Raw genomic sequence first — 13,403 nt, 5'->3', positions numbered from 1 at the left:
TTCAATAATCAAAGGTAAATCTTGGAAATCACACAGACAACTCAGCAAATCCGTTTAGTTCCTGCCGAAGCCGATGCTTTGGTTGGACTATGCGGTCAACTCGACGAGAACATCAAGTTAATCGAAAAACGACTTGATGTTTCTATTAAATACCGCGGCGAACTATTCGACATTTCTGGTGAAGACTCTGAACATGTAGCAGCCACAAAAACGCTACTAGAGAACCTTTATCGCGAAGCTTTGGCGAATACAAACATCACCCCAGAAACGATTCACCTTTACCTGCAAGAGTCTGCGATTGAATCGCTCACTAGCAGTAAAAGAGAGAAAGGCGATCAGTTGGTGATTAAAACGCGTAAGGCATTTATCAAGCCAAAAGGCAAAAACCAACAAGGTTACGTTAAGCTGATTCGCAAACACGATATCAACTTTGGCATCGGTCCAGCTGGCACAGGTAAAACCTACTTGGCAGTAGCTTGTGCGGTTGAAGCACTCGAAGCCGACCGTGTTGAACGTATTATGTTGGTTCGTCCAGCGGTGGAAGCCGGTGAAAAACTGGGGTTCTTGCCAGGTGATTTATCACAAAAAATCGACCCTTACTTGCGCCCTCTTTATGATGCCTTGTACGAAATGCTTGGTTTCGAATTGGTCGATAAACTGATTGAGAAAAATGTCATCGAAATCGCACCACTTGCTTTCATGCGTGGCCGTACCTTGAATAACGCCTTCATCATTCTTGATGAAAGCCAAAACACCACACGCGAGCAAATGAAAATGTTTCTAACGCGCATTGGTTTTGGCTCAACCGCAGTGATCACAGGCGATACCACACAGGTCGATTTACCTCGTGGCACAACCTCAGGTTTGGCGCAAGCGATGCACGTTCTGAAAGACGTAAATGGCATTAGTGTGACTCAGTTCGCCTCGTCCGATGTTGTGCGTCACCCACTGGTTCAACGTATTGTTGAAGCCTATGACAAGTTTGACGTAGAAGTCGAAGCAGAAAAAAAAGCGCGTACTGAAGCTCGCTTAATCGCTCAGACAGAACAGTCTGCAGGTAGCCAATAATGGCGTACTTAGAACTTGATCTACAAATCGCGACAGAAGATACGGCGAATCTGCCAAGCGAAGCAGATTTTAAGCGTTGGGTCGAAAAGGCCCTTCCAGACTCTGATGAAGAATTTGAAGTAACCATCCGTATTGTCGATGAAGAAGAAAGCCACGCTCTCAATCATGAGTATCGTGGTAAAGACAAACCTACCAACGTCCTATCTTTCCCATTCGAGGCACCTCCTGGGTTAGAACTTCCATTATTAGGCGACTTGGTCATCTGCACTCAAATTGTGGCAAAAGAAGCCGCAGAGCAAGATAAAGAGTTGTTCCATCATTGGGCACATATGACTATTCATGGCATCTTGCATTTACGCGGCTATGATCATATAAATGATGATGAAGCAGATGAAATGGAATCGATAGAAACCGAGCTATTAGCATCTCTATCTATTTCCGATCCTTATTTGATTAAAGAGTGAGTTAACACCCCAATGAGTGACGACCGATCGAGTTTATCCAACGATCAACAAAAATCTTGGTTTGAACGTTTAACCCAAGCATTCAACGATGAACCACGCAGCCGTGGCGACATCGTTAAACTTCTAGAAGCCGCAGTGAAATCCGATGTTATTGATCGTGATGCTTTCACTATCGTAGAAGGCGCACTAGAAGTTTCAGAAGTTCAAGCACGTGACATCATGATTCCACCGTCTCAAATGGTGGTCATTAAGTCCGAAGATGACCCTAAAACGTCAATCCGCAAAATAATAGACTCTTCTCACTCACGATTCCCTGTCGTTGGCGAAGACTCCGATGAAATTCTCGGTGTGCTACTCGCCAAAGATTTATTACCTCTTCTATTTAAAGAAACCGTTGTGACAATAGAGGATATTTTAGCGCGCCTACGACCTGCTAACTTTATCCCTGAAAGTAAACGCCTCAACGTATTACTGAATGACTTTCGTACCAAGCGCTATCACATGGCATTAGTGCTAGACGAATATGGCAGCGTTTCTGGCTTAGTAACGATTGAAGACGTACTGGAACAGATTGTTGGTGAAATTGAAGACGAAACCGACAAACTTGACGAGGAAGGCATTCAAGTCACCACTGAACCTGGCGTGTATCTTGTACCTGCATTGTGTCCAGTTGAGGACTTCAATGAGTTCTTTAAAGTTGAACTCAACGAAGAAGAATTCGACACTATCGGCGGAATACTAGTACAACAATTTGGCCACGTTCCATTACGTGATGAAGAGCTTTTCTTCAACGACTTCCATTTCCGTGTAGTGAAGTCTGATGGACGCCGAGTTAAAACCATTCAAGTCACCAAACCAACCATCAACACACAAGATTAATATGACCCTATCTCACCCCGACTTAACCCATACCAAGACGGGGTGGGAGCCGCTCTTGGTGGCTCAACTATCCAAACTCCCTCCTCTAGTTATTGGCCTTATCGGCGTTATTGCTGGCGCATTAGGCGTCACCAGTTTCTCTCCTTTTCATTTTTGGCCAGGCTATTTTATTAGCTTAACCGTATTTAGCTTGCTCGTTTTTACCAGCACAACAGCCAAGTCCGCCTGCTGGCGTGGCACCTCTGTGGCGTTAGGCTTTTTTGGTGCAGGTGTTTCTTGGGTATATGTCAGCATTGCCGAATACGGACAAGTTGGTAGTATCATTGCTGGACTCATTACTTTCGCCTTTGTTGCTGTACTCTGCGTTTTTTGGGCGTTATCAGCATGGGGGGCGTGGAAACTCTCTCAACGTTTCCCAAAAATACCTACCAGCCTATGGGTTACAGTCAGCTTATTGCTTGGTGAATTTGCCAGAAGTACGCTGTTTACTGGGTTTCCTTGGTTATTACCTGGTTATGCGATTGAAAACACCTGGTTATTTGAGCTTTTACCTATTGGTGGCATTTGGCTAACCAGTGCGTGTGTTGTACTAACCTCAAGCGTGCTTGCCAGTCTGCTATTAAGACGAAGCAATCAGCTTGCGCTGATTTTCGTATTGTCGGTTATCTGGTTAGGTTCGGCCTATTTAAACTATTCCCCTGTCTCTTGGGTAAGCCAAACAGGCACCTTAAAAACCACGTTAGTACAAGGCAACGTAAAACAAGATGAAAAATGGCTCGCTGAGACCGCAGGCAAATCTCTCGCCTATTACCAACAGGCAACGATAGAACACTTAGGCAGTGAGTTAGTCGTCTGGCCTGAAACGGCTGTCACCTATACTTACCCTAGAATAAAGCCTTATTTTACTAGCTTTAGTAAAGAGCTAGAAAAAACGAATACCACGCTAATTACTGGCATCCCTGATCTCAGTGAAGACAAGAAGAATTACTACAATGCGATCTGGGCGACAGGAAATGGCTTTGGTCTTTACTACAAACGCCGACTGGTTCCCTTTGGTGAATACATTCCGTTTGCAGAATACATAGGCCCGATTTTAGATGTGTTCGGTATGCCCATGTCGAGCTTTAAATCCGGCGATGACAATCAGCCTGTACTGCAAGTCGGCGAATGGGGCATCGCTCCATTTATTTGCTATGAGATTGTTTATGCAGAGCAAGTAAGACGCATGGTAAGAGACAGTGACTTTCTAATCACCATTAGTAATGATGGTTGGTTTGGTACATCTTTCGGTCCTTGGCAACATTTGCAAATCGCCCAGTTTAGAGCAAAAGAAGCGGGTCGCTATGTTATTCGTGCGACCAATACTGGTGTGACAGCGTTTATTAATGAAAAAGGCGAAGTGGTCGCGCAAGCACCGCAGTTTAAAAGAACAACACTGACAGCGGAGGCCAAAGCCTTTACTGGTAACACACCTTATGTGCAATGGGGTTATTGGCCCACGCTTTGGTTACTAGGGATTTGTATGGTGTTTACTTATTTAAGCGGCTTAGCTCTAAAACGTAAAAACAGATAACCAATAAAGAAATGAACCTTGGAATTCGATTCACGCTGACGCGTTGAGCTTGCGAAACAGGCGCAAGTTCTTTCTATTTTAAGAACCGAATACCAAGGCTCATGCTATGCTTTACCACGCAGGACACCTACAGAGATGTAGGTGGTAGAGTCGAGTCAGGAACAGAGACCGAGCGTGGGAACAATGAACAATGAACAATGAATTACTCAGTTTTATTAGCCTGATCATCATGAGTCGACATCAAACCATAATGACAAATTTCACAGGGCGCTAATACCTGCTTGGTTTCGATCACATTATCATGGCCACAGGACATACAATGATAACTTCCTGGCTCAACCACTGTTCCGACCACATGACACTCTTCTAGTGGTACAGGGTTATTATTGGCGTGATTAATCAACCACAACAACGCCGTATCTTCTTTCTCATCAAGCTCTTCCACCAATTCATGACTTTCTTCAAGCACATACTGCCAATTTGCATCAACCCATGCTTCGGTGTAACCCATTTTATCATGCCAGTAGGCCGTCATCAGAGCGACGTCTTCTAAAAACCAATCCTTTGCTCCAAGCAATGTTTTACGGGCTTCTTCAACAAGATTGGAATCTATTGTGCTTTTTGACGAATCTTTTTTCATAGATTTCATAACTCCTCCTAGATGCACCTTCTAATTAGGGCTCCATCTCTATAAAATAGCGGATATTTTCAGACTCTGTTGGCTATTGCATCATTATCTTGAGCTATGCCGCTATAATGGCTTCTTTATATTAAAGAGAATACAGGTCTACCAACCTTTCGTCGATCACGGGATAAGAATACATCATGCAAGAACAATATAATCCGCAGCAAATCGAACAAGCTGCTCAATCTTTTTGGGACGAAAACAAAGTCTTCAAAGCCGTCGCTGATTCCAACAAAGAGAAGTTCTACTGTCTTTCGATGTTCCCTTACCCAAGTGGTCGCCTACACATGGGTCACGTTCGTAACTACACAATCGGCGATGTTATTTCTCGCTACCAGCGCATGCAAGGCAAAAACGTACTACAGCCAATGGGTTGGGATGCTTTCGGCCTGCCTGCCGAAAACGCAGCAATCAAACACAAAACCGCTCCGGCAAAATGGACGACTGAAAACATTGCCTACATGAAAGGCCAACTTAAAGAACTTGGTTTCGGTTATGACTGGGATCGTGAAATCGCTACTTGTACACCAGAGTACTACAAGTGGGAACAATGGTTCTTCACTCAATTGGTCGAAAAAGGCTTAGCATACAAGAAAACCGCTGCGGTTAACTGGTGTCCGCATGATCAAACTGTATTAGCCAACGAGCAAGTAGAAGATGGCGGTTGCTGGCGCTGTGGTACAACCGTAGAGAAGAAAGAGATCTCACAATGGTTTATCCGTATCACAGATTACGCAGAAGAGTTATTAAACGATCTTGATCAATTGGATGGCTGGCCAGAAAAAGTAAAAGCCATGCAACGTAACTGGATCGGTCGTTCAGAAGGTCTAGAGTTCAGCTTTGCTGTAGAAGGCAAAGACGAGCGTCTATCGGTTTACACGACGCGTCCAGATACTATCATGGGGGTAACCTACGTTGCCGTAGCGACTCAGCACCCACTTTCTTTGGAAGCTGCCGAAAAAAATGCCGATCTAGCTAACTTCATTGCTGAAAGTAAACTAATGTCGACAACTGAAGCCGATATGGCCACCGTTGAGAAAAAAGGCATGGACACTGGTTTCAAGGCGGTTCACCCAATAACTGGCGATATTGTTCCCGTCTTCGCAGCGAACTTTGTCTTAATGGAATACGGCTCAGGCGCTGTAATGTCGGTGCCAGCTCACGATCAACGCGATTTTGAATTCGCGAAAAAATACGACCTAGCCATCAAACAAGTTGTTCAGCCTGCTGGCGACGAAGTCGTTGATCTAGAAAAAGCCGCTTTCACTGAGAAAGGCGTGCTTTGCAACTCTGGCGAATTCGACGGTCTGGCATTCAAAGAAGCATTCGATGCGATTGCTGCTTGGATGGTAAAACACGAATTAGGCGAAGTAAAAGTGAACTACCGTCTACGCGATTGGGGTGTTAGCCGTCAACGCTACTGGGGTACACCAATCCCGACCATCAACCTAAAAGACGGCTCTGTTGTTCCAGTTCCAGCGGATCAACTTCCTGTTGAGCTGCCTACAGATGTAGTCATGGACGGTGTTAACTCTCCAATCAAAAATAACCCTGATTTTTCTGCCATTATGTTTAATGGTGAAGAAGCGGAACGTGAAACCGATACCTTCGATACATTCATGGAATCGTCATGGTACTTTGCACGTTACTGCTGCCCAGATTCTACTGATGCCATGCTGACAGAAGAAGCGAACTACTGGCTTCCGGTTGACCAATACGTTGGTGGCGTTGAGCACGCTATCCTTCACTTATTGTACTCACGCTTCTTCCATAAGTTGCTTCGCGATGCCGGTCTTGTTAACTCTGATGAACCATTCAAACGTCTTTTGACGCAAGGCATGGTAAACAAAGACGGCACCAAGATGTCTAAGTCCAAAGGCAATACAGTAGACCCTCAAGAAATGATTGAGAAATACGGCGCTGACACCGTTCGTCTGTTTATGATGTTCAGTGCGCCACCAGAGCAATCACTAGAATGGAACGATGCAGGTGTGGATGGTGCTTCACGCTTCCTACGTCGTTTATGGGCGTTATCTTACCGCCATACCAACGCTGGAAAAGCGGGCGAGCTTAAGGTTGCTGAATTGAATGGCGCTCAAAAAGCCTTACGTCGTAAAACTCATGAAACGATTCAGAAAGTATCGGACGATATTGAACGCCGTCAAACATTCAATACCGCGATCGCGGCAGTGATGGAACTTTGCAACGAGATCAGTAAATTCGAAGACACATCTGAATTAGGTCTTGCCGTCGTTCAGGAAGCACTAGAAGCGGCAACATTATTGCTGTCTCCTATCGTACCTCACATAGCTCATCAGCTATGGGCTGAACTTGGCCACAACGGCAACATCGTTAATACACCTTGGCCAACGCTAGACGAAGACGCTTTGATCAAAGACGAGCTTACTATTGTTGTTCAATTACTTGGTAAAAAGCGTGCTGAATTGACGGTTTCTGCTAGCGCAGATAACAAAACGATTGAAGCCGAAGCCCTTGCGCACCCAAGTGTTGCCAAATTCCTTGAAGGCAAGACCGTGCGTAAAGTAATTGTGGTTCCAGGTCGCTTGGTCAACATCGTTGCCAACTAATTGAGGCGTACAAAGGGATGGTTACACCATCCCTTTTCCTTCACACAAAATAGAGATCACGGATATGATAGTCGCATTAACACAAACTACTCGTCTCGTTTTATTAGCGCTACTAACCATGAGCATTGTCGCCTGTGGGTTCCATTTACGTGGACAAGTCGATATTCCAGCCAAACTAAAAGTTTTAACATTAACATCTAACAGTGGTTCTGAAGCTTTTGATCGATCACTCCGCATTGCGCTTACAAGAGCTGGTGTTAAGATTATTAATGAAGCAGATGCTACAATCGAGACATATAATCTTAAAATTAATCCTATAACTTCTGCTGACACTGAATTAGCTCGTAATGCGTCTAATGATATATCACAAATACAACGTCGTTTAACAAGTCATTACTTTATTCGCCAAACCGACGGCAGAGCCATTTATGGGCCAAGAACCATCAGTACAACAAAAATACTGACAAATCAGGATGCAGAAGAAAGCGCCAAGCTTTCCTACAACCAAGACCAAACCGAAAGTATGAATGAAGAGCTAGCCAATCAATTAACATATGACCTTGGTTATGCTCCATTATAACTCTCATCACTTTTAGGCAAACAATGAGGCCTTTGCACGATGTCACGAGCGAAGCCAAGACGAGGCAAAAACAAACGAAAAAGCGGAATCTATGGGTTATAAATGAGCATTTTGAGTTTGTTTTTAACAAAGTATTAGAGAGCACAGTAATAGTGCCAAGGTCTCAGAATGAAAGTCAGAGCTGACCAACTACCAGCACAGCTAAAAAAAAGCTTAGCGCCTATTTATATTATTTCTGGTGACGAAGTCTTATTGTGCCAAGAAGCAGCAGACACTATTCGCAAAGCCGCCCAGCAACATAATATTGACGAGCGCTTACGCTTCGTGGCTGATGCTCAGTTTGATTGGCAAGATGTTATTAACGAAAACCAAAGCTTATCTTTGTTTTCATCTCGCCGTCTGTTTGATATTCAAATAGATAAAATGGGCGAAAAGCACAGCAAGGCACTGGCACAATTAGGCCAGTCACTGAGCGAAGACAACATCATCTTGCTCACCTTGCCTAAAATTGACGCTCGAACTCAAAAAGCAAAGTGGTTCACTCAGCTTGAATCACAAGGTGTGTTTGTACAAATCTGGCCAATAGACGCGAATCGATTACCTGCTTGGGTACAACAAAGAGCTCAAGCATTAGATTTATCACTGACTCGTGATGCTGCCAGCATGATTTGTGAACGTGGAGAAGGTAACCTACTAGCGCTTTCTCAAGAATTAGAAAAACTCGCTCTAATGCATGGGCAAGGCGTACAGATTGATGCCGAAAAAGTCGCTGAATCTGTCGCTGATAGTAGTCGCTATTCTATTTATGACTTAAGCGATCGACTATTAATGGGTAAAACTAAAGAAGCCATGCACTGTCTACATCAATTATTAGGCGAAGGCGTCGAGCCCAACATTATCCTTTGGCTATTCAATAGAGAAATTCAAGCCTTGGCTAACTTACTACAAGGCATGCAATCTTCCAGCTTTAAACAAGCCTGCCAAAGTGAAAAAATATGGGATAAGCGAGTCCCTTTTTACGAAAGCGCCATGTCACGTCACAATAAAGTGACTCTGCCTTACATGCAAAATTATCTAGCGCTTATTGATAAAAGCATCAAGGGGTTAGAAGGTCCAGATAACGAAACAGGCTTTCGTAACCTAGTAATGATGTTTTGTGGTTACAAACCTGTTGTGACCGAATTAGACATTCCCGCATAACCTTTCACATCCTTGTTCACCTTTTTGTAGGCATACAACATGACAAACAGCGCAATCATCGAAGAAATAAACGTTTGGACAACACCACTGTTTGTCACCCAAATGCCCGACCATGATTTTTTAAAAGAGGCACTTTTAGCTGCGGTGTATCAACTAAAAGCAGCTCAAAGCACTGCGATTGAAAGCCGTATAGCACCATCTGCAAAACACGCTCTACACGAAAGCACATTGGATTTTCTGGATCTTGCTGACGCCAACATCATGGAAGCCAAACGCACTTTTGAAGAGCTGATTCTAGAAATTGCTGGATCCGTGAACCAAGCTTTTTGGCCTGAAGATATGGAAGCTGACGCCCATATTATTGAGTCTTGGTATCATGTCACACAAAAAGGCGGCTACCATGATGCACACTCTCACCCAAATTGCTCTTGGTGCGGTATTTACTATTTAGAACCCGGCGATGCCCATATTGAAGGCAATGGTGGTCTCAATCGTTTTTATGATCCAAGAGTCAATGCGGAACATTATGCCGATCCAGGCACGGCATATCTAGGAGGTCATGGTGTTTGGGATTTCACCCCCAAAGATGGACAAGTAATCATTTTTCCATCCTATTTGAAGCATTCCGCTTTGCCCTATTTCGGCGATAAAAATCGAGTGGTCATTGCTTTTAATGCCATCATTGAAGCCTACTAATCTAAAGACCTAAAAAAAACAAACAACACTCCTACCAATTAAGAGCCTTCTGCCTTCTAGTTTTTACTTTCTGGAATTCATAACATATTGAGTTGGCTCTTATAATCGCTTCACCTATCCTGAACGGCCTTTTTACAATAAATTTCATAAGTTTCCATTCAAAGATTCACAATGGATTGGTATTTGTAGTAATTTAACAAGTAATGTTTCATAACGACGGGGAAGTCTATGCGTTTCCAGTTTGATCAACTAAGCGGCAATCAGCGCTATCATCTGATCACTCAGACAATTACACCACGCCCGATTGCGTGGATCATGACCAAAAATGAAAACGAGAGCTTCAACCTCGCCCCATTCTCTTACTTTGCTCCTATCTCTTCTGATCCTGCCCTATTAATGGTCTCAATTGGCAACAAAACGACGGATGTCGCCAAAGACACTAAACACAACCTAGTGAGAGAAAAGGAATGTGTTTTGCATGTTCCGAATGGGGATCTGGTTAATGCAGTAAATCAAAGTGCTGCGACATTATCGTATGGTGAATCTGAACTACCTACAACCGGTTTGTCACTTACCGATTTCACCGCCACTTTACCCAGAATTAAAGAAGCAAAAGTCGCTCTGCACTGCAAATTGTTCGACATGCATACATTAGGCAATGCATCGTTCAATGCCATTTATTTGGAAATAACAGACTTATACGTTGATGAAGATCTTGTTACTGAAGAAAACGCTCGAATCTACATCAATAACGAAAAACTCAACCCTCTTGCACGACTAGGTGGCGATGACTACGCACTTTTAGGCGAGACAGTAACGATAACTCGTCCAAACTAGGGCAATACCAGATTTGAGGTAAAAAAATGGACATTACAAAACACATAAATGCATTTCCTTTTATGGCAGACATTGATGCCGAGCTAGCCACTTCCTTAACGGATCTAGCGGCTGTAAAAACGCTCAAAGCTGGCGACATCCTAGCAAAACAATTTGAGATTGGTCAGAATATCTATTTTCTTCTAGAAGGCGAAGTGGCCATTTCGGTTCCACTGCAAGATACTGGTAAATCTTATAATGTCGGTATGATAAGCAACCTTCTTTCTCCTATTGGCTGGTCTGCTTTTCGCCACCCTTCTCGCTATGCAACTACATTCACAGCAACCAAGTCTTCCAAGTTGCTCTATTGGCCCATTCTTGAGTTACAAAAAATTCTTGATGCCAATCTGTCTTTCGCCAATCAATTTCTACAATTTGTTTACCAAGAATCCTTACCCGTTCTCACCAATGTACAAAATCAAACGCACCCTTTCTTTTCCAATGAATCATTGGCTTTTGAAGAAACACGCCCATTAATCGACTCCGAAACGCAAGTTCATGCACTAAAAGATGCTATCAGTCTATTAAACTACGCACCGTTTTGTGAAACTTTCACCCAAGCGGAAATACACGCTTTAGCCAAAAAATCGTCGATTTTATTGGCGCATCAAGGTGACATTTTAAGCCAACAAGATCAGCCTGCTAATGGCTTATACATTCTAATTAAAGGCAAAGTTGTCATTAGTTATCAAACGGACTCTGGCGATATTATTACCACTCGCACCATCTCTCGAACTGGAACCGTTTTGGCTTGGGCAACCCAAAATAAAGAAATGAAAAACCGCACTTCCATCATCTCCTCTAGAGACAGCAGCATTCTCTTTATCAAGCGGGATGATTTATTAGAAATATTCGAAGATAACCCAAAATTTTCGATCAAATACCTATACCGCCTTATTTGGCTGATTGGTGCTCATTTATTAGCCGCGAGAATGCGCTATCTTTCACAAATCGCCAACGATGAAGTGCTAGCTGTAAGCAACGTAATCGACCAAAACGCGGCACTATTACCCGTTAGCTCTCCTCTGTATAAAGTCAGCGAATTGCTCAAAAGTGCCATTACCACAGATGAAGCATTTGGTGTTCTTTACAAATGCCTGCATTTTGGCTGCGTGTTAGAAAGAACCATTTCTGGTATGTGTTTGGATATTCTGAAAGACTTACAGCGTGAAAATGCATTTTATCGTCATCTACAAAATGTCTATGACACCATCAACAGCTTACCAAAAGACACACCAGCACTAGATGCTAGACGTTTAAGTACCGAGCTTTTTAAGCAAGCCTTCCAACAAGTACCTTATGTCGTAAAAGGACTGGAAAACCTACCTAAAAAAACTGGCTCTCTGTTTATTTACAATCACTTATTAGGTTCACCGACTAACCGTTTACCAAACGGATTCCGCTTCTCTATGGATGCGCAATTTATTAGCTCAATGATCATTGACAAACAATACGGTATTTCAGGGCAACGTGTTGTTCGCCGTAGTAAAGAGAGTGAATTCTGGCGTGATGATTTTTACGGGCGATTTGGAAATATCTTCATTAATAGCTGGGAGGACCTAGCAAAAGATACTCCTGAGTACGATGAATTTATCAAAAACTCCCAAGACACTTTGAATAAGAACTTCCCGCTAATGATTTCACCTGAAGGACAAAGTTTTAGCACGCAGCAATCTCCAGGTGCCTTCTTACCTCACGCCTTTGAACTCGCTGGCTCCATGGGAACTGAAGAGCCTTGGATTGTGCCGATTGTGGTAGCAAACTTTGATAAACGCGCCGATCACAACCTGTATACAGTCATCATCAAACCGGCATTTAAACTGTCCAGCAGAGTAGATTACACGGATAAGAAAGCCTTAGCGCAATTTTTAGCGGCTTACCAAGAAGAATACAAGGGTTATGTTAACGAAGCGGTTGAGCTATCACGAGAAATTCGTCAATACCCAATATTCAGTGGTAAAAACGGCTATCTCTCTAATGTAATGAGCTTGAATCAAATCGATGTAGAGTTCGAATCGGATGTTCGTGAACTCGAGTTCCACCTAGCCTATCAAGAATACAAAGAGCAGCCAGTGGCATTTTATGGCTCCTCTACTGTTAGATTATGGCATGATTTCACTCATAACTTCCGTGACAAAAACGCTATTAACTTAGGGTTTCGTGGTGCAACATTAGAAGCTTGTGTCTACTACTTTGAACGTATCATCCTGCCACATAAGCCACGCTCTATGGTTATTTATGCTGGTGACAATGATATTGGCAACCACTGTGATAGCAACAAAGTAGTCGATCTATATATTGAATTACTCCAAAAAATAGATCGCCACCTGCCTGGCACTCCGGTCACTTTAATCAGCATCAAATGCAGCCCAACTCGCTCGAAAATGCGGGCAACCATAGAACAAACCAACAAACAATTAATACGTCTCGCTAAAACGCGGCCGAATACTCAGTACGTTGACTTATTCTCAACTTTACTGGACAAGCAAGGAGAGATAAAAGAAAACCTATTTGAAGGTGATAGGCTCCACTTACTTCCAAAAGCCTATGATATCTGGACCAAAAAATTGCTGGAAACAGAAAGCTTTATTTTTCAAAAATAAAGCTTTTCATTAGACAAAGATATTAATAACCCGTTTGTTGTTCGTTTTGTCAGACAAAACGAACAACAAACTTTAGAGAGTACATTGCAATCCCCACTTGCACAGCTGCAGCTTTGGTTTCTATTTTTGTAGGATGCCAATTATATGACGTTATAGAATTTCAGAACTACTTGGAAATATTGCAACCTATA

Annotated in this window: 11 protein-coding genes; 10 read left to right on the top strand and 1 reads right to left on the bottom strand. The window is 43.1% G+C overall.

Annotated features, from left to right (window positions below; all coding sequences use genetic code 11):
* Positions 1-21 precede the first annotated feature (21 nt).
* The 4 genes from KDW99_RS06840 to lnt are packed head-to-tail and all read left to right on the top strand — an operon-like array spanning position 22 to position 3,984.
* Positions 22-1,068, top strand: a complete 1,047-nt coding sequence (locus KDW99_RS06840) for a PhoH family protein (RefSeq protein WP_255828547.1) — start codon at positions 22-24, stop codon at positions 1,066-1,068.
* A complete protein-coding gene (ybeY, locus tag KDW99_RS06835; protein WP_255828546.1) occupies positions 1,068-1,532 on the top strand; it encodes an rRNA maturation RNase YbeY in 465 nt (154 codons plus the stop codon). Before KDW99_RS06840 ends, ybeY begins: the two co-directional genes overlap by 1 nt.
* Before the next feature lie 12 nt (positions 1,533-1,544).
* Complete coding sequence (locus KDW99_RS06830) at positions 1,545-2,411, top strand: HlyC/CorC family transporter (protein WP_255828545.1); 867 nt, start codon at positions 1,545-1,547, stop codon at positions 2,409-2,411.
* Positions 2,412-2,469: 58 nt separating this feature from the next.
* Complete coding sequence (gene lnt / locus KDW99_RS06825) at positions 2,470-3,984, top strand: apolipoprotein N-acyltransferase (RefSeq protein ID WP_255828544.1); 1,515 nt, start codon at positions 2,470-2,472, stop codon at positions 3,982-3,984.
* 202 nt (positions 3,985-4,186) lie between these two features.
* Here the strand turns inward: lnt and KDW99_RS06820 are convergent, their stop codons facing one another.
* On the bottom strand, positions 4,187-4,633 hold the full coding sequence (locus KDW99_RS06820; RefSeq protein ID WP_255828543.1) for a hypothetical protein: 447 nt from the start codon (positions 4,631-4,633) through the stop codon (positions 4,187-4,189).
* Positions 4,634-4,809: 176 nt separating this feature from the next.
* On the opposite strand from KDW99_RS06820, the gene leuS reads away from it, so the two are divergent.
* The 6 genes from leuS (at position 4,810) to KDW99_RS06790 (ending at position 13,212) form a co-directional block, all read left to right on the top strand.
* Positions 4,810-7,257 (top strand): leucine--tRNA ligase, encoded by a 2,448-nt coding sequence (gene leuS, locus KDW99_RS06815; protein WP_255828542.1) that lies wholly within the window; start codon positions 4,810-4,812, stop codon positions 7,255-7,257.
* A 64-nt stretch (positions 7,258-7,321) separates the two neighbouring features.
* Positions 7,322-7,837 (top strand): LPS-assembly lipoprotein LptE, encoded by a 516-nt coding sequence (locus tag KDW99_RS06810; RefSeq protein WP_255828541.1) that lies wholly within the window; start codon positions 7,322-7,324, stop codon positions 7,835-7,837.
* Positions 7,838-8,005: 168 nt separating this feature from the next.
* Positions 8,006-9,037 carry a DNA polymerase III subunit delta gene (gene holA / locus KDW99_RS06805; RefSeq protein WP_255828540.1) on the top strand — a complete coding sequence of 344 codons (1,032 nt, stop codon included), beginning with the start codon at positions 8,006-8,008 and terminating at the stop codon, positions 9,035-9,037.
* 39 nt (positions 9,038-9,076) lie between these two features.
* Positions 9,077-9,733, top strand: coding sequence for a TIGR02466 family protein (locus KDW99_RS06800; protein ID WP_255828539.1), 657 nt, complete (start codon positions 9,077-9,079; stop codon positions 9,731-9,733).
* A gap of 228 nt (positions 9,734-9,961) precedes the next feature.
* Positions 9,962-10,570 (top strand): flavin reductase family protein, encoded by a 609-nt coding sequence (locus tag KDW99_RS06795; RefSeq protein ID WP_255828538.1) that lies wholly within the window; start codon positions 9,962-9,964, stop codon positions 10,568-10,570.
* Between the two features lie 26 nt (positions 10,571-10,596).
* Positions 10,597-13,212, top strand: coding sequence for a cyclic nucleotide-binding domain-containing protein (locus tag KDW99_RS06790; RefSeq protein WP_255828537.1), 2,616 nt, complete (start codon positions 10,597-10,599; stop codon positions 13,210-13,212).
* The last annotated feature ends 191 nt before the right edge of the window (positions 13,213-13,403 follow it).

The sequence above is a fragment of the Marinomonas rhizomae genome, from assembly GCF_024397855.1.
Classification (GTDB): domain Bacteria; phylum Pseudomonadota; class Gammaproteobacteria; order Pseudomonadales; family Marinomonadaceae; genus Marinomonas; species Marinomonas rhizomae_A.
Note: the sequence above shows the minus strand (reverse complement) of the source record. Positions and strands in the feature narration are given on the sequence as shown.